The following is a 20,395-nucleotide window of genomic DNA, read 5'->3' as shown; positions in this document are numbered from 1 at the left end:
CCCCCATGCCCCCGGTCAGGACGGCCACGAAGCCCGCGGCGGCGGCGTTACCCCACTCCGGTGCCGCGCCGATCCTGTGGACGAAGTCGCCCGTACCGACGTCCAGCGCGGGGACCGATTCCCCGGCCGACAGCGAATCCTCGTCCACCCCCCGCAGCTCGACCCCGACGAGGTCCATCCACCAGCCGTCGGACCGGAACACGCCGTACCACGTGCAGCCGCCTCGCGAGCAATGCTTCGATTCCGCGGTGAACACCCCTCGCACGCCGTCACCTCGCTCGACACGGCGGGTGGCCTCGACCTCGTCCACCGTGGCACCGAGGGCGAAAGTGCCGACCATCAGAAGGGCGACCCCCACGAACAGTTGGACGACGGCGAAACGCCAGAGACCGTCGAGGATGTAGCGCTCCGCCGCCGAATCGACCTCACGTTTCCCGCTCATCCCGCCGACCCCTCGCCGAGCAGCCGGCCGTCCGACCCCGCTCGGGCCCGTTCTTCGGCTCGCGGCTATTCCTTACATCGCTTTACACGTATCTTAAGAATCATGGGTCAGCCGCTCTACCTTCGTGGCCTTGCGTACACAGTCGGCGACGGCGTTCCGCTCACCGAGATCGAGGACGGTGACCTGGAGCAGGTCCAGATCTATACCAAGCTCGGTCTTCGCTTCTTTCGGAAGAGCCCGCTCGGACTGGGCGAGCTCTGCAATCGTTCGGTCGGCGAGACCATGCGGTCGAGCGGTGTGGATCCGGCCGAGGTCGGGGCGGTTTTGCTGGCCACGACGGTCAACTCGATCCATGCCGTGGGGCTCGACTATCCCGAGGTGGCGCAGATCCTCGGTGACCACGGCCTCGGCGACGCCAAGCTGTACGGGGTCACGCTCTCGAAATGCTCCAATCTGTCGGCGGCGCTCGAACTCGGCTCCAGCCTGCTGCGCGCGAACGAGTATTCACAGGTCCTGGTCATCGTGGGCGACAAGTGCGCGCGCGATCGGGACCGGTTCATGGACTCGTGCGAGTCGATCCTGAGCGACGGGGCGATGTCGTTCGTCCTGTCGCGGACGGAAGGCCCGTATGAGCTGAAGTACCTGGCGACCAGCAGCGATCTGTCCCATCTCAGCAAGACGTTCGGCGTGCTGGAGTTCGTGGACAACTCCGTCAAGAACCTGGGCAAGCTGTGGCGCGCCATCCCGCCGGACCATCCGCGGGAACGGATGGAAAAGGTCTTCTGGGGCAACTACAACATGCTGATCCAGCGTAATCTCATGCGGGAGCTCGGCGTGAAAAAGGAGACCTTCTATCTGGACAACCTCGCACGGATGGGCCACGTGTTCTCGTGTGACGCGCTGATCAATCTCAGCGACTACGCGGCTTCGACGCCCGTGCCCGCAGGAACGTCGTTTACCTGCCTCACCGTGGGCTACTTTCGGTGGGGTTGTTTCGTCCTGCAGAAGACCTGACGGCGCTCACAGCTCGCTCTCGGCGATGATCTCCTTCATGATCTCGCTGGTCCCGCCCGCGATCGTGTCGAGCCGCGTGTCCCTGAAGAGGCGGGAGATCGGCGCCTCCGCGAGGTATCCGTGGCCGCCGAAGACCTGCAGGCACTGGCCCGCCACCTCGACGGCGAGTTCGGTGGCCCGCAGTTTCGCCATGGCGCACTGGGACACGGCCGGCTTTCCCCGGCTGTACAGCCAGGCCGCGTGGTAGGTGAGCTGGCGCGCCGCCTCCGCATGGCTGACCAGCTCGGCCAGCCGATGGCTGACCGCCTGGTGGGCGACGATCGGCTTGCCGAACACCCGGCGCTCGTTCGCGTACCGCCGGGCCAGGTCGAGGCCGTGGTCGATCTCGCCCAGCGCCAGCAGGGCCGCCGCGATGCGCTCGATCTGGAACGCCTTCATGATCCAGAAGAATCCCGTGTTCGGGCGGCCGAGGAGCCGGTCGGCTTCGACCACGGTGTCGTCGAATTCCACGGTCGCGGTGTCGGAGCAGTGCCAGCCCATCTTTTCCACCGGGGTCCTCGTCACTCCCGGCGCACGAGGGTCGAGCAGGAAGAGGCAGATGTCGTTGGAACCGCCGGTCACGGCCGGGCCGTTTCTCATCTTTACCGCGGTGACGATGAAGTCCGCATTCATGCCGTTGGTCACGAAGGCTTTGCTGCCCCGAATGGTGTAGCGATCGCCGGTCGGGGTGGGTCGTGCCTCACAGCGGATGCCCGACACATCGGAACCGGCCTGGGCTTCCGTGATCGCCAGTGCGGCGATCATGTCGCCCTGGATGGCGGGTTGCAGATAGTCGAGTTTCTGGCGATGGTCGCCCGCCAGGTGGAGGTAGCTCGTCGCCATGTAGCTGTGGACGGACATCGCGCCACGGAAACCGCCGCTGCCGAGATGCCCCAGCTCCTCCAGGTAGGCGGCCGAATGAAAGAACGGGAGCTCGCGGCCCCCGTATGCGCGCGGGTAGTGCAGCCCGAGGAGCCCTTCCTCCGCGAGGAGCTTCCAGGTTTCGCGTGGAATGCTGCGCTCCGATTCCCAGGTTTCGAGATGCGGCGCGATGTGATCCTGGAGGAAGCGGCGCGTGCGACTGCGGAAGGCGTCCATCTCCGGGGAGAAGTAGATTGAGTCCACGAATTCACCGTTGCGCGAGGAATGGTCAGTCGGTGCTGGTGCCGGTGCCGTAGAGGAACGTCTGCGCATTCAGCTCGAACAGCTTGGCCTGCCCTTCGGGCGCCAGGATGCTCCGCATCTTTTCGAGCTTCGGACCGAGGTTTCCGGAGAGATCGTAGAGCGGCGCGTCGGACCCGAAGATGACCTGGTTGGGCACCTTCGCGCAGCTTTCCAGCATGATCTCCAGATCGTGCGGTGAGAGCAGCTGGAAAGACGAGATATCCGAGTAGAGATTCCCGGGATGCCGCTGGAGGAGTTTGATGGTGCCGTCCAGATCCCAGACCATGCCGTGCGCCAGCGCGATGCGGATGTCGGGGAACCGCCGGATGATCTCCTCGACGCTCTGCGGATACCTTTGCTCTTTGCGAAGGGTCGGCAGCGAGGCCCCCGAATGGGTCAGGACGGGAATGCCGTTGTCGCTGCAATGCTTCCAGAGCGGCAGCATTCGCTCGTCGTCCAGCTCGAAGCCGCAGGGCGGATAGAGCTTGACGCCCTCACATCCGGGCGACGCCGTCCAGCGCTTGACGGTGCTCAACGCCGCGGCCCCGCGAGACGGGTCGAAGCCGGCGAAGAACGCCAGGCGGCCGCCGGACGCCTCCGCCACCGCGGCGTGGTGCTCGTGGATCTCCTCGATGGACAGCGCGGGCTCGCCGAGCGCCGGGCCGAAGTCGGCGATCAGCAGGATTGACCTGGCGATGCCGTGGGCGTCCATCTGCGACAGGAGCCGGCGCGCCTTCCGGTCCGAGAGGTAGAGGCGTACGGCGCGCTCGACGTTGCCGCCCGCGGCGGACCCGCCGCCTTCGACCATCGAGCCCGCGACGCCCGCGATGAATCCGGGTGAGATGCACCGTGCGTCCGCCAGGTGGACGTGGATGTCGATCATGGCCGCTCAGCCCGCGTGCCCGGTCGTCCCCGGCGCGGGATGCAGCGTTGGGAATATCTCGGGATCGCTGTAGTCCGGGAGCCCGTTCGCCGTTTTCCGGCAGACCAGGTCGTGGGAGTGCTGATAGACCGGGCCTTCCGAGCTCAGGAAGTTCAGGTTGCGGTAGCGGTTCTCCCCGTCCTGGAGGTGCACCGACAGGGCGCGCCGCGGCGAGTCGGACCGGTTCGCATAGCTGCCATGGATCGTGTAGCAGTCGTGGAAGCTCACCTGACCCCGCTTCAACTCCATGGGCACCTCGACCAGCTCGTCGCCCTGGGTGTTGATCAGCTTTTCCTTGATGAAGTCCATGTTCTTTTCATCGAAGGTGACCAGCGCGTGGTTGTTCCGCCATCGGTGACTCCCCTTGATCATCACAAGGCAGCCGTTCCGCGTCGAACAGTCCTGGAACGGGATCCACGCGGTTATCATCCGGTCGGACTTGCAGGTGGCCCAATAGCGTTTGTCCTGATGGAATCCGGTGACCCCTTCGTTCTCGTCGGATTCGCGCGCGGGCGGCTTGTAGATGAGCTGGTCTTTCCAGTACCTGATCTCTTCGGCGCCGGTCAGGGCGGCCGCGATCGCCGAGATGATCGGCAGCCGGGCCAGGGCGCGGAGCCCGAAGCTGTGAAAGGACGCGTAGCCGTCGGTGCGGCTGCGGCTGCGGTCGGTGAAGGGCACGCCGAAGCTGCGATCGACGCGCGGGTTGTCGCTCCACGGGAAGCGCTCGTCGTAATCGCAGCGATAAATCCGTTCGCTGCCCTCAACGGCCGCGTCGATCAGCTCGTCGCTGAGGACCTGTTTCGAGACGTAGTAGCCGTTGCGCTGGTAAAAGGCGATGTCCTCGTCGGTGGGCATCAGGGCTTGCGTGTCGAGCTCGGCGTCGCTCATGGTTCCGGCTCCCGTCAGAGGTCTCGCAGCCGCTCCACCAGGTCGACGAGACGGCCGACCGTGGTGATCTCGGCGAGCTCGATATGTTCGGCGACCTCGTCGAGTTCCTTGCCGATGATGTCCTCCAGGCTCAACAGCAGGTTGATGTACTTCATCGAATCCATGCCCAGCGATTCGAGCGGCGTGGACGGGGACAGGTCGGCCTGGCGAGCCGCGCCGTCCGCGCCGAGCATCGCGATCAGCGCTCGGCAGACATCGTCATAGAGGCTTGCTTGGGTCGACATCGGCACTTTCTTCTGGGCGTTCGAGGCGGAAATGAGTTGGGCGGCCACCCGGAAGTGCTGCGGTCGGTAATGGCCAAAGGTCGCCAAGAATAGGGGCCAGGGAATGTCGATGCTACGCTCGGCTTCTTACCGTTTCAAGAGTGGGCGGGTGACCGGTGATTTCGGTCCGCCTCAGCCTGTTCCCGGTAGCGTGCCGCGGTCGGTCCGGGTCGAGAAGGCGCTGGTCAGGCAATACTTACCGCCGCGTGTCGTAGCTTCGACGGGGCGAGCGTGAACTCGGACGGCGGTTGCGGCGCCCAGTTTTCGGACGTACCGGCAGGCCCATTCCCGAGGGGCCATTTGGGAGGCCCGCCGGTTCCGATTCACCGTGAGTGTCGAGGGCCCTGCTATTCGAGCATCACCGGGATCAGCGACGCGACGAGCAGGCCCGCCATGACGTAGTTGAATATGCGCATGGCTCGCGCGGTCCGGACGATACGCCCGACACCGACGCCGATCATTGTCCACATGATCAGGCTGGCGAATGTGGCGGTCCCGAAGATCAGCGCGAACAGCAGCCCGACGGCGATGGGACTGGCGGCGCCGGCCGCACTGCCATAGGTGGCCACCGCGCCGGCGGCAATGACCCAGAGTTTTACGTTGACGAACTGCAGCAGCCCGCCTTGCTTTATGGTGAACGGCTTGCTCTGGTCTTCTTCGCCGTCTTGCTTCTCTCCCGGTACTGCCGGTCGGGCCTTGGCGATTTTCCAGGCGGACCAGGCGAGATAGACGAACCCCACCCATTTGAGAATCTCATGGACGCGCGACTCCTGGGTGATGGGAGAGCTCATCATGGCGACCAGCATGAGGATCAGGGCCACCCCGACGGCCACCCCCGACATGAGGGGCAGCGTCTTCCGGAATCCGTAGTTGGCCCCGGACGCCGCGGCCATGGTGTTGTTCGGCCCCGGAGTGCTCGTCAACGCGATCGCGAACCCCGTGACCGCGGCTAACCAGTTGATGTCCATCGATACTCGCCCCGTTCTATGACCTATCCCCGATTGATGACGAAGCAGTGGTGATACCAGGCGGGATTACTCACCGCACTCTTCGCAGATTTGCGGAACTGTCGGCCGACCCGTTGCCATGCCCCCGTATCGGCGCGGCGGCGGTTCATCGCCTGCCGCCACCGTACCACCCGGCGCCCGTTCGTTGGTGATCACCAGGTCGCACGAGTCGGTCAAGGAGATCGGCGAATAACTTCCCAGGTGAGCGATCTCATGAATGAGCGGGCGTGCGGGATCGGCTCACCGGGCGTTCGTGGCGAGAATGGCCTGCGCGGTCGCCTGGATGGATCTGCGGTCGAGCACGGAGAAATGGTCGCCGTCCAGCGGCCGCTGCCGGAAGCCCGCCGACGTGTGGGCCGACCAGCGGGGATCGAAGTTCCGTGACCGGCTCGCCGCCAGGAACTCGATGGGCACGGCCGCCGAACCCGTGGGGCGGTAGCCCCGCCCGGCCTGGAAGACCGAGCGGAATCGGTTGATGTAGCACACGAACTCCAGCGTGTTCAGGCTGGAGAGGTGCGGGATCACGCGGGCCATCAGCGGGAAACGGCGCTGCAGCTCGGCCGCCAAGCGCTCCTTCGCCGGCGCGTCGAGGCGTGCTCGGACCGCCCGCCACATGTCCGCCACCGACTCCCCGTCCCGGAACAGGGGTTCGTCGCCGCCGAGCCAGCCGAATTCGCCGAGCAACGCCCGCTCGTGCTCGGGGAGGAAGGCGCCGCGCCCGGCGTCGTCCGGGCCCGGCAGATCGAACTCGTACGGCGAGTCGAGGAGGACGAGCCGCGCCACCGGGCGCCCGCGCCGGCCGAGGAGCTTGGCCATCTCGAACCCGACCATCCCGCCCAGGCTCCACCCCAGGATCACCAGCGGCCGGGAGCCGTCGAGCTCCGACTCGACCGCCGCCACGTACTCCCCGGCCAGGCCGGAAAGGGAAAGCTCCCGCGGCGCGTCGAACCGCTCGTGCGCCAGCTTGATCCCGTAGAGGTCCGCGCGGCCGGAGAGTTCCCCGGCCAGGCTCGTGTAGCCGTAGATGTCGCCGCTGACGTCGTGCACGGCGACGATCCTCGCGCCCTGCCCGCCGCTCCCCTCGTCGGCTCTGGCCAGCGGCACCAGGACGCTCTGCTCGTCCCGGGACGCCTCCCCGCGGGTGAGCCGGTTCCAGACCGCCTCGGACTGCGTGTCGATCGTCCGGCAGTCGACCAGCTCCGCGATCTCGAACTCCGTCGCGAAGGTCTCGTTCAGCTCCGTCAGCAGGATGAGCGACTTGAGCGAGCTGCCGCCCGCCGCGAAGAAGTCGACGTCTCCCGAGAGCTCGCCGGCGTCCAGGACCTCCGACCAGAGAGCCCTGATCGCGGCCGTCACTTCGTCCTTGGTCTGCATCTCGATGCCCTTTGACGTCGAACCGGGAGTTCACCGCTGCGGCGCGGCACTCAGAACGGTGGGAGCTCGGACAGCGGCGTCGACGGGGCCCGCACCAGGTCGAAGACCCGGCGGACCGCGTCGCCCATCGCCTCCGCCGTCTCCCGTCTGAACAGGGAGCTGTCGTAGTTGAGGCTCACGCGCAGGCCGTCCTCGACCTCGTCGACCAGGAACGTGAGCGGGAACTTGCTGATGCGGGGACGGTCGACGCGGAAATGCTCCAGCACGAGCCCTTCGCCGAGGAGCAGGCCCTCGACGGGCAGCCGCGGATAGTACGCGAACATGACCTCGAACAGCGGGTTGTGACCGCCGTCCTCCCGGATCCCCAGATCACCGACCAGGGTCTCGAACGGGTACTCCTGGTGGTCCAGCGCCGCGAACAGCTCGGTGCCGTGCGCCGCCAGCAGCTCCTGGAGCGGCCTCGCGCGGTCGACCTCCACCCGGACGGCGAGGGTGTTCACGAACATCCCGATGGTCTCCCGGATCCGCGGGTCGCGCCGGCACTCCACCGGAATGCCGATCGTGACGGCGTCCTGCCGGCAGATGTGCGCCAGGGCGCCCGCGAACAGCGAGAACAGCGCGGAGAACACGGTCGTGCCCGCCGCCCTGGCCAGCGATTCCACCCGCCGGCGCTCGTCTGCCCCGACCCACAGCTCGACGTAGTCGCCACTGAATCGCTGCACCTTTCCCCTCGGGAAGTCGTACGGCAGGTCCAGGGCGGCGCCCGTCCGCTCGCCGCCGAGTTTCTCCAGCCAGTAGGCGCGCTGCTGCGCCCGCACGTCCGCGCCTTCCTGTTCCAGGAGCAGCGCGTGGTCGGCGTAGCGGAGCCCCGTCGTCTCGGACGGGGAGGCGCCGCGGTACAGCCGCACCAGCTCGTCCATCAGCAGCGCGACCGAGGCCCCGTCGAAGACAACGTGATGGACGTCGATGACGATGTAGTGCTCGTCGTCCGAGAGGCTCGCGAGCTTGACGCGCACCAGCGGCGCCCTGGCGAGGTCGAACGGCCGCACGAACCCGCGCAGCATCTCCGCCTCCTCGCCCGGCTCGATCTCCGCCCGCACGATCGGGACCTCGGCGGCGGGCTCCACCAGGCCGACCACCCGGCGGTTGCGGATGGCGAAGCGCGTGCGGAACGCGTCGTGCCGCCGGACGAGCTCGTCGACGGCTCCCTGGAGGCGCGCCGCGTCGAGGGGGCCGCGGACGGCGAGGGACAGCGGGATGTTGTAGGCCGTGCTGCGCGGATCGAGCCGCTGCAGGTAGTAGATGCCGGACTGGGAGGGCGTGATCGGGTACTCGGTCGCGGTATCGGGGACGCGCGCCGGGGCGACCGCGTGCGGTTCGCGGGCTCCGGGGCCCGCCTGCCGGCGCCGGATCTCCGCCGCCAGGCGGCGCACGGTGGGGTGGTGGTAGAGGTCGCTGATCCGCAGCTCCCCGCCGAGCTCCTCGTTCAGCTCGGCGACGATCGTCATGGCGCGGAGGCTGTCGCCGCCCAGATCGAAGTACGAGTCGTCGATGCCGGCGTCCGGTGCCCCGATGACGGACTGCCAGCTCGCCAGGACGCGCCGCTCCAGCTCGTTCTCCGGTGCGGCGGTGGCGGCGCGGGCCGCTTCCGTCCGTCCGGGGGCGGGGCGGCGGAGCAGCGCCTGCCGGTCCACCTTGCCGTTCGGTGTCAGCGGGAGCTCCTCCAGGCGCACGATCGCCGGCGGGACCATGTAGCTCGGCAGGGCGGCGGCGAGCATGCGCCTGACCTCGTCCGGGTCACACGGCTCCCCCGGCCCGTCTCCCGCGTAGTAGGCCTCCAGGTCGGTCGTGCTCCCGTCGTCCCTGATCAGGGCGGCGGCCTGCCGGACGCCGGGGAGCCGCTGCATCGCGACCTCGATCTCCCCCAGCTCGATGCGGCGCCCGCGGACCTTCACCTGCGCGTCGCGGCGGCCGAGGAACATCAGGTTGCCGTCCGGCATCCACCTGGCGTAGTCGCCCGTCCGGTACAGCCGTTCACCGGGAAACGCCGGATGTTCGAGGAACGCTTCCTCGTTGAGGCGGGGACGGTTGACGTAGCCCCGGCAGACGCCACGGCCCGACAGGTAGATCTCCCCGGTCACGTCGATCCCGACCGGCCGCATCGATCGATCCAGGACGTAGACGCGGGTGTTGTCGACCGGCCGCCCGATGGGGACGTTCTGGGTGCCGTCCTCGAAGCGGTAGACGGTGCTGTAGGTCGTGTCCTCGGACGGGCCGTACAGGTTCCTGACCTCGATCCGGCGGTGGTCCAGCAGCTCGCGGAGCAGCGGCGAGGCGGGCTCGCCCGCGATGTTGATCGCCGTGACGTTCGCGAGGTCGTGGCCCGACCGGCAGAGCTCCAGGATCACCGACGGCACCGTGTTGAGGAGGATGCGCCGGTGCGCGCCGAGCCACTCCCCGATCCGCGTCGGTGACTCGATGAGCCGGATGGTCTTCCCGGCCGACAGGGTGAAGAAGAGCTCGAAGATCGAGAGGTCGAAGCAGATCGAGGTGGCCGCGAAGACCACGCCGGCGTCCGTGCCCGCGAACTCGCGCAGGGACCACTGCAGGAACGCCGCGAGGTTGTCGTGGGTGATCTGCACCCCCTTCGGCTCGCCGGTGGATCCGGAGGTGTAGATGAGGTAGGCGACCGCCGCGGGCGACGGCGCCACCGGGGCCGCCGACACCGCCGGGGGCACCGGCCAGGAGCCGAGGCCCGCCCGGAACCGGTTCACGAGCGGCGGGTCGACGACGACGTTGCAGTCGCAGTCGTCGAGGATGAACTCGATCCGGCGGGCGGGATACGCCGAATCGAGCGGCACGAAGGCGGCCCCGGCCTTCAGGACGCCGATCAGGCACGCGACGAGCCAGTCGTCGCGCCCGTGGAGGACCGCGACGCGGTCCCCGGGGCGCACGCCCATCTCCTGGACGAGGAACCCGGCGAACTGGTCGGACCGGGCGTCCAGCTCCGCATAGGACACCACCTCGTCCTCGAAGCGGAGCGCCGTGTCGGCCCCCGAGGCCGCGCACCTGGCGGCGAACCGGGTCAGGAACGGCGTGTACGCCGGGTCGCGCCTGCCGCGGCCGAAGTCGTTCAGCACGACGTCGCGCTCGGCCTCCGGGAGGCACCGCAGCCGGTCCAGCGGGCGCGCCGCGTCGTCGCACGCGTCGGCGAGGAGGGTCTCCAGGGCGCCGATGAACCGGCGGACGGCGCCCGCGTCGTAAAGGTCGGTGTTGTACTCGACCTGGAGTTCGAGCCCGGTCTCGGGCCCCTGGTCGGAGAAGTTGAAGGTCGCGTCGAACTTGCTGAACCGCTGGGGGACGGGCCTTCTCCGGAGCCGGAACCCTGAGCCCTCGATGTGGTTGAGGGCCTGGTTCTCGGTCGCGTTCTGCAGGACGACCAGCAGGTCGAACACGGGGCTGCGGCTCGGATCGCGGCGCAGCCCGAGGTCGTCCACGACGGAGTCGAACGGGTCGGCCCGGTGCTCCAGCGCGGCGGTGGTCCCGGCCCTGACCTTGGCGAGGAGCGCGTCGAACGTCTCGTCCGCCGACAGCGTCGTGCGGAGGGGCAGCGTGTTCACGTAGAACCCGATCTGCCCTTCCAGATCGACGTGGTCCCGGCCGGCGACCGGCGTCCCGAGCGTGATGTCCGGCTGGCCGGTCTGGCGGAAGAGCGTCGCCTTGATGGCCGCCACCAGCACCATGAACAGGGTGCATCCGCGCTGGACGCCCAGCTCCTCCAGCCGTGAGACGAAGGGCGCGGGGAAGACGTGGCCGACGACCGCGCCGCTGTAGGTCTTGACGGCGGGCCGTGCCCGGCAGCCGGGGAGGTCGACCGGCGGGACGGCCTCGATCCCCGCCAGGGTGTCGAGCCAGTAGCGGCGGTGGGCCTCGTGGTCCCGGGACGCCAGCCGGTCCCGCTGCCACACCGCGTAGTCCTTGTACTGGATGTCGAGCCGGGCGACCGGCGGCCCCGCCGTCGCGGGGTCGTAGAACCTGAGCAGGTCGCTCACGAAGACGCCCAGCGACCAGGCGTCGCAGATGGTGTGGTGGATCGCGAAGGAGAAGGTGCTCCGCCCTTCCTCCGTCTCCACGAGGGCGGCGCGCAGAAGCGGGCCTTGGGCGAGGTCGAAGGGTCTCGCCACGAACTCGGCAAGAAAGCCCTCCAGATCGTCGCCGGCCGCGCCGTGGGGCAGTTTGACCCGCTCTATGTGGAAGTCGAGCGACGCGGCGGGGCGGATCACCTGCCGCACGCCGCCGTCCGGGCCGGGCCGGAACGCCGTGCGGAGGCTCTCGTGCTTCTCGATGACCTGGCGGAGCGCGCTTTCCAGCCGGTCCGGCGCGACCTCGCCCCGGATGTCGTAGGTCGAATGGAGGTTGTACGCCTGGGACGCGTCCCCGAACTGGGAGGCGAGCCAGAGCCGGAGTTGCGCGTTGGACGGTTCGTGGTCGTCGGCCGGAGCGAGCCGCGGAATGCTTGCGAACCGGCCCGGATCGGCCGCGCTGACGGCCCTGGCCAGCTCGTCCAGACGGGGGTGCGCGAAGACGGTGTCGAGCGTGATCTCGACGCCGAAATCCCTGGAGATGTGCGACAGCAGCCGGAGGGCCGTGAGGCTGTGCCCGCCCAGCGAGAAGAAGTCGTCGAACCGTCCCACCTGGTCGGCGTCCAGAAGCCGCGCCCAGATGCGCGCGAGCCGCTCCTCCGCCGGGGTGACCGGCGCCTCGAACACGCCCGCCGAGACGTCTCCCCCGGTGGGTGCGGGCAGCGCCTGCTTGTCGAGCTTCCCGCTCGGCGTGCGGGGGAACGACGTCCGCTGGCAGAAGTGGGCCGGGACGGCGAAGGCCGGCAGGCTCTCCGCGACCTGCGCCCGCAACGTCCGCGGGTCGAGTGGCGTACCGGCGATGAAGTACGCCACCAGGACGTTCTCGCCCCGGACCGGCTTGGCGCAGACGACCACGTCCTGCACGCCGTCCAGGCGGCGGATCGCCCGCTCCACCTCGCCCGGCTCGATCCGGAACCCGTTGATCTTCACCTGGTCGTCGGCGCGGCCGAGGTATTCGAGCCGGGCGTCCCCGGTCCAGCGGACGAGATCCCCGGTCCGGTACAGGACGCCGTCGAAACCGGTCTCGCTCACCTCGAAGCGGGCGAAGCGCCTCGCGTGCTCGTCCGGGTCGTTGATGTAGCCCTTGGAGAGCCCGGCGCCGCCGAGGTAGAGCTCGCCGACCATGTGGGGCGCGCACAGCCGGCGCTCCGGATCGAGGACGAACAGGTGGATGCCGTCGACGGGGCGGCCGATGGGGATCGTCCGGCCGTCCGGCCGCAGGTCGCCCACGGCGAGGTCGTGGTAGCTGACGACGTCGGTGAACTCGGTGGGCCCGTAGGAGTTCATGATCGTGGCCCGGAAGTTCGGTGACCCGGCCCATTCGCTCAGCTTCGCGCCGTCGATCGGTTCACCGCCGAGCACCACGTGGCGCAGCGACCGCAGCGGATGGAACCGGTGCTCGGCACCGAACTCCAGCAGCGGATAGAAGGCGCTCGGGGCGCAGTTGACGACGTCGATGCCCTGCGCGTCGATGTAGGCGGCCATGGCCGAATAGTCGTCGAGCGCCGCCCCCAGGAGGTGCAGCCGCCCACCGCACATGAGGGGCGCGAAAAGGTTCTTCTGGGCCAGATCGAAGCTGACCGGGGCGATGAGGAGGAAGTCCGGGCGCGCCTCTCCGCACACCTTCCGCGTGTACCAGGACAGGAGATTGCGGAAGGCCCCGTGCTCGACGGCGACCCCCTTCGGCGTCCCGGTCGATCCGGACGTGAAGATCACATAGACGGCGTCGTCCGCGCGGACGGTCACCGGAGGGTCGCTCGCCGGGCATCCGGCGATCCGGTCCGCGTGGCGCGACAGCGCCACCACGTTCGCGGCGGCGGACGTGCCCAGGTCGGCGGGGTCCCGCGCGATCACGGCGACGGCGCCGCTCTGCTCGACCAGCAGCGCCTTGCGGTCCACCGGATAGCGCAGGTCGATCGGCACGTACGCCGCACCGGCCTTGAGCACCGCCAGGACCGCCACGAGCAGGTCCCGGCTGTCGGGCAGCGCGACCCCGACGAAGTCCCCGCGCCGGACACCATGCGTTTCCATGAGGAAATGCGCGAGCCGGTTGGCGCTCTCGTCCAGCAGGCGGTAGGTGAGCTCGCCGCCGCCGTCCACGACCGCCACGGCGTCGGGGGTGGCGGCGACCTGGCGCTTGAGGTCGACGAGCAGGCTGGGCGGCAGGTCCGGGTCCGGCAGCGGGCCGCGCAGCGCGGCGGCGAGCCGCTCGACCTCTGCGGACGCGAGGAACGGGACCCGCCGCAGCGGACGGTCGAGGTGCCGGTGAAAGCCCCGCACGAGTTCGACATAGTGCCGCAGGAACTGGGCGGCGAGCCGCTCATCGCACCCCGCCCCCGGCCCGCAGGACAGGCCGACCTCCCGGTCATGCGCCGCGACCGGCACCGTGAGGCAGAGGGCCGTCTCACCCTCCAGCCACGCGTTCGCCGCCGGATCCGCGCCGCACACCAGCCCGAAGCGGACGACGCCGAGGCCGGTGAGCGGCGCAGAACCCTCGACGCCCGCGCCCGGAGCCCGCGTCCGCTCCTGGGCGATCATCCAATCGCGCAGGCCCTCCCAGGAGTAGTCGCGGTACGGGGCGCCTTCGAGCGTCTCGGTCCGGGTCACATCTATCGCGTCTTTGAGCGTCCCGTCCATGTTGAACGGCACGGTGTAGAACAGCGGCGCCCGGGAGCCGCCGCCCGGCGGCCCGCCCGCCGCGACCAGGTCGGCGGAGGGCCCGAAGTAGTACGAGAGCAGGACCCGGTACAGGGTGACGTGGATGACCAGCTCCGCCTCCACGTCGCCCCGGCACGCCTTCTTCAGGACGCGGAGGTCTTCGTCGGAGAGGGTCCGCGACCAGCGCCGCGTCCCGGTCGCATCGGCGGCGGCCGGGTCGCCGTTCGAGCCCGTGGGGGTGAGCGCCATGGGCAGGTCCGGCCGCTGGGCGCCGCCGATCTTCCGCACCCAGAAATCGAGGGCGATCCTCGGGTCCAGCATCTTCTCGACCATCGTCTCGTCCTAAAAGTCGAACTCGAACTCGATCTCGATACCGGCGGCGGCGATCCGCTCCCTCTCCTCCTCGACCGCCCCGCTGTACTCGCGGAGCCGCCGGTCGGGGGAGCCCACGACCTCCGAGAGCAGCGCCGTGAACCGCCGCCAGAGCAGGGCGACCGAACCCTCGTCGTACAGCTGCGGATCGAACTCGACCAGCACGTCGACGCGCCCGCCGCGCGGCGCGAAGTTGAAGGTCAGGTCGAACTTGGAGATGCACTCGCGGCGGTCGCGGAGCGCGATCTCGACGCCGGTCTCGCGGCGCACCCGCTCCTCCAGAACGCCATGGCCGTGCAGCACCATGAGGACGTCGAACAGGAAGCCGCGCCCCGGCTCCTCGCGCGGGACCACATCGGCGAGCCGCTCCAGCGGGAACAGCTGATGCTCCTGAGACTCCAGGAACTCGCGCCTGGCGATCGCCAGCAGCTCACGGAAGCGCGTGTCGGGCGAGAAGGCCGTCCTGAGGGCCAGCGTGTTGGCGAGGAAGCCGATCTGCGACTCCAGGTGCCGCGAGAACTCCCGGCCGGTCGACAGCGTGCCCAGGCAGAGATCGGTCTGCCCGGTCCGGTTGAACAGGGTCAGCAGGAGGACGGCGTGAAGGACGTTGAACAGGGTCACGTCCTCGGCGAGGCACAGGTCCCGGGCTCGGGCGGTCAGGGCCTTGTCGATGGACCCGTGGTGGACCGCCCCCGTGAACGACTTCACGGGGGCGCGCGGCCGGTCCGTCCTCAGCCGGAGAGCGGGAACACCACCCTTGAGCTTCTCCTCCCAGTACGTTCTGCTCGGGTCGAGGAAGCCGCGTTCGCCGAGCTCGCGCACCCAGAGCGCGTAGTCGCCGTACTGGACGGCCGGCATCGGCAGCGAGTCGCGCCGCTGCGCGTACGCCTTCAGCACCTCCTCGGTGAAGACGGCGACGGAGATCGCGTCGCAGATGGCGTGATGCATGGAGAGCATCAGCACGTCGTGCGGGGCCGTGCCCGTCACGTACGTCACCTGGAACAGCGGGCCGGTGGCCAGGTCGAAGCGCCGGTGCAGCTCGCGGCGCTCAAGCTCCGCCAGCCTCCGCTCCTGATCGGCGGCGGCGGACGTGTCCATGTGCTCGACCAGGACCTCGCTCGCCACCGGCGCGGGCACGACCCGCTGCACGACCTCGCCGCCCTCGCCGCCCTCGGCGCCGTCGTCTCCGCGCACGACGAAGCGCGTGCGCAGGATCTCGTGCCTGGCCACGACCGCGCCGATGGCGCGCTCCAGCCTCCGGGGCTCCAGGCCGTCGCGGACGTCGATCGACGCCAGCACGTTGTAGGGCGTGCGCTGGCTCTGGACCCAGATCCTCCTCTGGCTGGAGGTCAGGGGGTATTCGGTGCGCGACGGGTTCCGCGTCAGCGCGGGCCACGTCGAGGAGGGGGCGGACGCCAGCCGGACGGCGATGGCGGCGACCGTCGGGGTCTCGAAGACGTCCTTGAAGGAGAGCGTGAGCCCGGTGGCCTTCTCCAGCCGGTGCAGGAGCTCGATGACGCCGAGCGAGTTCCCGCCCAGCTCGAAGAACGACGATGCGGGGCTGGACACCGCGACCCCCAGGACGCCCTCCATGCAGTCGGCCACGGCGCGCTCGCGCGCGTTCATCGGCTGCGCGGGGCGGCGGTCGAGCAGGGCCTGCTCCCCGGGCGGTGGCAGCCCGGCCGTGTCGATCTTGTTGTTGGACGTGAGCGGGAAGGCGTCGAGCACGCTGATGGCGGACGGGACCATGTAGGCGGGCAGGCTCCGGGCCAGGAACGCGCGGAGGTCCGCGGGGTCGAGGGCGGCGCGCCGCGATTCGTCGGGGACCTCGACGTACGCGGTCAGGAATCCCCCGCCGTCGTCGCCTTGGTGCTTCAGCACCCGCGCCCGGGCGATCGCGGGACGGGTCGTCAGGAGGGACTCGATCTCGGCCGGTTCCACCCGGTACCCGTTCACCTTGACCTGCCGGTCCTCGCGGCCGACCAGCTCGATCTCGCCGTTGGGCAGGAACCTGCCGGAGTCGCCGGTGCGGTAGGCGCCCCCCTGGAACCTGTCGGCGGTGAGGGTGGGTTGCCCGAGGTAGCCGCTCGCGACGTGCGGGGACTCGACCACGATCTCCCCTACCTCGTACACCTCCGGATCGCCGCCGCGCCCGACGCGCCCGACGCGCACGGCCAGCGATGTGCCGTCGCAGGGAACGCCCAGCGTGACGTTGCGCGCGGCGTGCTCCGCCTCGAACCGCCGCAGCGAATTGAACGTGCTCTCCGCCTGGCCGTAGAGGTTGTAGAGCTCGACGCCGGGAGACAGCGCGAAGTGACGGGTCACGTCGGCGGGCAGGACGGGCTCTCCGCCCAGCACGACGGCGCGCAGGTGGCCGCCGCCGTCCGGCCCGCTCCGGGTGGACATGAGCTTCCGGTAGAGCGAGGGGGTCGAGTGGAAGACCGTGATCGACCGGTCGAGGGCCCACTGCCACAGATCGCGGTGGGTGTCGTTGTCGTGGAGGGCGAGGACCTGGAGCCGGGCGCCGGTGACCAGCGCCGTGTAGACGTCCAGCACCGCGGCGTCGAAGCCGAGCGACGACACGAGGCTGAGCGTGTCCCGCTCCGTGATCGAGAGGCGCCGCCGGTACTGGTCGACGAAGTACCGGATGTTGCCCGCTTCCTGGATCACGCCCTTCGGGGCCCCCGAGGTGCCGGACGTGTAGAGCAGGTATCCGGGGTCGGGTCCGGCCGCAGGATCGTCCTGCGTGTCGATCGGCCCGGCCTCGTCGATACGCACCACTCGCGGGCGCTCCGGGCCCGGCTCGTCGGCCCAGGGGAGCGCGCCGTTCGCCAGAACCAGGTGGACGCCCGCGTCCGAGACGATCCGCTGGAGCCGCGGCACCGGGTCCCTCGGCTCCAGGACGACGTAGCGGCGCCCGGCGTCCAGCACGCCGATCATCGCGGAGATCGCCAGCGCGGTGTCCCGGGACGGGAAGAAGAGCCCGATCGGGCCTTCCGCCGCGTCCCGCCGCAGGTGGCCGCTGACGCGCCGGCTCAATTCGAGCAGCTCCCCGAACGTCGTCTCGGAATGCGGGGTGACGACCGCGACGCGCTCCGGGATCCGCTCCAGGGTGTCCCTGATCATGCGGACCAGGGGACGGGAGGTGTCCGCGGGCTCTGCCCGCCCTGCCCGGCGGCGGCGGGGCGGTGGCAGGAGCGGCTGCGCGTCGAGCGGCTCGTCCGGCCGGTCCGCGAGGCGGCGGAGGCAGGTCTCGAAGGCGGCCATCCACAGGCGCACGGTCTCCGGCTCGAAGAGCGACGCGTCGTAGTCCCACCGCAGCGACCCGCTCCCGTCTCCGTCGAGGATCGCGTAGACGTCGAGATCGAGGCGTGCGTCCAGGCCCTGGTCGCCGAGGAATCCCGCGGCGATCCGGTCACCGGGCGCGAACGTGAGGCCGTTGAAGTACACCGAGGTCAGCGGGGCCGCCCGGTCACCTTGGCCGGTGGTGAGCTCGCCCGCCACCTCGCGCAGCGGCAGCGCCCGGTAGCGGAGCGCCTCGGACAGCCCGCCGCCGACGGCCGCGACCCGGTCCGTGCCGGACTGGTCGCCGGAGAGGTGATGGCGCAGCGTCACCGGGTTGAGGCACGGGCCGAACGTGTCCTTCATGGCGGGGAGGTCGCGGTCGAGAAGCGGGACGCCGATGACGACGTCCGAGCGCCGCGTGATCCTCCCGACGACGGTCGTGAAGGCGGTCAGGGCGACGGCGAACGGCGTCGTCCCGCACCGCCGGGCCAGCCGGGCGAGCGATCCGGCCTGCTCGTCGGTCAGGTGCATCCATCGGCTCGCGATCCGGCCTCGGGCACCGTCGTCGGCGGGCCGGCGGTCGCGCGGGAGCCGCAGCGGCACGGCGCCCGCCAGCCGCCCGCGCCAGTACGCCCCCGCTTCCTCTCCACCCCGCGCCAATAGCTCGCGTTGCCGTTGCACATAGGCCCGGTAGGAGGCGGTCTGCTCCGCGGCGATGCCGTCCCGGTCCGCGCCGCAGGCCGCCAGCAGCCGCTGGGCGAAGGCCATGAGCGAGAAGCCGTCGCAGATGATGTGGTGAGCGACGAAGACCAGTACGTGGGAGCCGCCCGGCAGCCGCGCCAGCGCGGCGCGGTACAGCGGGCGCTCGTCGAGATCGAACGGCTCGCGGACGAGCGCCCCGGCGCACGCGTCCAGTTCCGCCGCGGCCTGCTCGGCTCCCGAACCGGAGAGATCGAGCACGTCCGGACGGTGCTCGTCGCCGTCGAAGGGGAGTTGGGTCAGGCGTCCGTCCTGCCAGCGGATCTGGCAGCGCAGCAGCGTCGCCCGGCCGGCTTCGAGCGCGAACGCCTCCTCGATGCGCTCGCGCGGGACGTCCGGCGGGAAGTCGATCCGGATGGGGATGTTGTAGCGGCTGTCCGGCGTCCGCGACTGGTGGTCGACCCAGATCGACTCCTGGATCGAGCTCAGGGGAAGCGGCCCGGTGCTCGCCGGCTCCGCGAGCTCGGCGGGCGGCTCGCCGGCGGGCGGCAGGGCGTCCAGCCGCGCGCCGAGTTCGGGGATCGTCGGACACTCGAAGAGCAGCTCGACGCCGACCGCCCGGCCGGTCTCCGCGGACAGCGCGGCGGCGAGCTCGGCCATGCCGAGGGAGTCGAAGCCCACGCTGAAGAACGTGTCGCCCTCGCCGATCCTGATCGGGCCCTTGAGGCGTTCGACCATCCGAACGATCTGCCGCTCGGTGTCCGAGGCGGCCTGGAAGGCGGTGTCCGGCGAGCCGCCCGCCCCGCCGGTCCGCTCGCCTGGCTCGGCCTTCCAGTGCGCGAGCAGTTCGCCGAGACCGCCGGACTCGCCCGTGTGGAAGGCCGACTTGCAGAGCGTCCGCTGGAGCTTGCCGCTGCTGGTGCGCGGCAGCTGGCGGGCCGCGAAGAGGAACACCTCCGCCGGGGCGATCCCGAACTCCTCCAGCAGGACGGACCGGACCGACCGGATGACGTCGGCGTGGGGCAGGACGCACCCGCGCTCGTACTCGCACTGGACGACCAGTTCTTCGCCGTGCTCGCGGTCGACGGAGAACACCACGCACCCGTCCCTGACGACGCCCGGCGCGCCTTCGGCGATCGACCACTCCAGGTCGTACGGGTAGTGGTTGCGGCCGCGGATGATGACGAGTTCCTTGATCCGGCCGGTCACGTACAGCTCGCCGTCGCGCAGGAAACCGAGATCGCCCGTGCGGTAGAACGGCCCCTGGCCCGAGCGGGTGACGGCGTGGAACGCCTCGGACGCCTCAGGGTTGTCCCAGTAGCCGCGTGCGATGCTCGTCCCGCTCAGCCATACCTCTCCCACCTCGCCGTCCGGGCGCACGTTGCCGTCGCCGTCGACGATGAGGCAGCGGAACCCGTAGGGGACGCCGCACGACACCACCGGGTCGCCCGACGCCGCGAGCGACGCGGGCGCGTGGCCGCCCTCCGCGGGCGGGCTCGGCGCCTGCCGGACGGGGCCGTCCGCGGCGGCCACGAGCAGGGTCGCCTCCGCCATGCCGTAGCAGGGGCGGAACGCGTCCGGCCGGAACCCGGCCGCCGCGAACCGGTCGGCGAAGGACGACAGCGTCGGCGCGCGGACGAGTTCGGCCCCGCAGTACGCCACCTGCCAGTGGCTCAGATCGAGCCGGGCGATGTCGTCCCCGCCGATCCGGTCGACGCAGTGCTGGTAGCCGAAGTTGGGCCCGCCACTGCCCGTCGCGCGGTAGCGGCTGATCGCCTCAAGCCAGGTCACGGGCCGGCGCAGGAAATCGATCGGCGACAGGAACACCGCGTGCGCGCCGGCATGCACGGTATGCAGGACGTTACCGATGAGCCCCATGTCGTGGTAGAAGGGCAGCCAGGACACGATCGTCGACGAGGCGTCCTGCCCGAACGCCGCCTGGATCAGCCTCTGGTTGTGGTGCAGGTTCTCATGCGAGACGACGACCCCCTTGGGCGCGCCCGTGGAGCCGGACGTGTACTGCAGCAGCGCCGGGTCCGCCGGGCGGACGGCCGCCGGATCGAAGG

10 protein-coding genes are annotated in these 20,395 nt (G+C 69.9%); 1 reads left to right on the top strand and 9 read right to left on the bottom strand.

Features of this window, described 5'->3' with window-relative positions:
• Positions 1–442: hypothetical protein (locus tag E1264_RS43595; RefSeq protein WP_165964329.1), on the bottom strand; the 442-nt coding region annotated here is incomplete at its 3' end.
• Positions 443–544: 102 nt separating this feature from the next.
• Here E1264_RS43595 and E1264_RS23455 point away from each other — a divergent pair.
• Entirely contained in the window at positions 545–1,456 is a 912-nt protein-coding gene (locus E1264_RS23455) for a hypothetical protein (RefSeq protein WP_165964328.1), read from the top strand.
• 6 nt (positions 1,457–1,462) lie between these two features.
• Here E1264_RS23455 and E1264_RS23450 read toward each other — a convergent pair whose 3' ends face one another.
• From E1264_RS23450 to E1264_RS23415, 8 genes are all read right to left on the bottom strand, one after another.
• Complete coding sequence (locus tag E1264_RS23450; protein WP_207936102.1) at positions 1,463–2,593, bottom strand: acyl-CoA dehydrogenase family protein; 1,131 nt, start codon at positions 2,591–2,593, stop codon at positions 1,463–1,465.
• A 52-nt stretch (positions 2,594–2,645) separates the two neighbouring features.
• A complete protein-coding gene (locus tag E1264_RS23445) occupies positions 2,646–3,542 on the bottom strand; it encodes an amidohydrolase family protein (protein ID WP_132176998.1) in 897 nt (298 codons plus the stop codon).
• A 6-nt stretch (positions 3,543–3,548) separates the two neighbouring features.
• Entirely contained in the window at positions 3,549–4,469 is a 921-nt protein-coding gene (locus E1264_RS23440; RefSeq protein WP_132176996.1) for a phytanoyl-CoA dioxygenase family protein, read from the bottom strand.
• A gap of 14 nt (positions 4,470–4,483) precedes the next feature.
• Positions 4,484–4,801, bottom strand: a complete 318-nt coding sequence (locus tag E1264_RS23435) for a phosphopantetheine-binding protein (protein WP_132176994.1) — start codon at positions 4,799–4,801, stop codon at positions 4,484–4,486.
• Between the two features lie 338 nt (positions 4,802–5,139).
• A complete protein-coding gene (locus tag E1264_RS23430; protein ID WP_132176992.1) occupies positions 5,140–5,760 on the bottom strand; it encodes a LysE family translocator in 621 nt (206 codons plus the stop codon).
• Positions 5,761–6,039: 279 nt separating this feature from the next.
• Complete coding sequence (locus E1264_RS23425) at positions 6,040–7,173, bottom strand: alpha/beta fold hydrolase (protein WP_132176990.1); 1,134 nt, start codon at positions 7,171–7,173, stop codon at positions 6,040–6,042.
• Between the two features lie 50 nt (positions 7,174–7,223).
• Positions 7,224–14,306, bottom strand: coding sequence for a non-ribosomal peptide synthetase (locus E1264_RS23420; protein WP_132176988.1), 7,083 nt, complete (start codon positions 14,304–14,306; stop codon positions 7,224–7,226).
• Between the two features lie 9 nt (positions 14,307–14,315).
• The coding region (locus E1264_RS23415; protein ID WP_165964327.1) for a condensation domain-containing protein at positions 14,316–20,395 on the bottom strand (6,080 nt) is incomplete at its 5' end.

The sequence above is a fragment of the Actinomadura sp. KC216 genome, from assembly GCF_004348535.1.
Lineage (GTDB): Bacteria > Actinomycetota > Actinomycetes > Streptosporangiales > Streptosporangiaceae > Spirillospora.
The sequence above is the reverse complement of the archived record's forward strand: the minus strand, read 5'-3'. Positions and strand labels throughout refer to the sequence as shown.

What these genes read in the sequence shown, in the direction of transcription:
- E1264_RS23455 (WP_165964328.1), top strand. Translation starts at nt 545, where the DNA reads ATGGGTCAGCCGCTCTACCTTCGTGGCCTTGCGTACACAGTCGGCGAC.
- E1264_RS23450 (WP_207936102.1), bottom strand. Translation starts at nt 2,593, where the DNA reads ATGGACGCCTTCCGCAGTCGCACGCGCCGCTTCCTCCAGGATCACATC.
- E1264_RS23445 (WP_132176998.1), bottom strand. Translation starts at nt 3,542, where the DNA reads ATGATCGACATCCACGTCCACCTGGCGGACGCACGGTGCATCTCACCC.
- E1264_RS23440 (WP_132176996.1), bottom strand. Translation starts at nt 4,469, where the DNA reads ATGAGCGACGCCGAGCTCGACACGCAAGCCCTGATGCCCACCGACGAG.
- E1264_RS23430 (WP_132176992.1), bottom strand. Translation starts at nt 5,760, where the DNA reads ATGGACATCAACTGGTTAGCCGCGGTCACGGGGTTCGCGATCGCGTTG.
- E1264_RS23425 (WP_132176990.1), bottom strand. Translation starts at nt 7,173, where the DNA reads ATGCAGACCAAGGACGAAGTGACGGCCGCGATCAGGGCTCTCTGGTCG.
- E1264_RS23420 (WP_132176988.1), bottom strand. Translation starts at nt 14,306, where the DNA reads ATGGTCGAGAAGATGCTGGACCCGAGGATCGCCCTCGATTTCTGGGTG.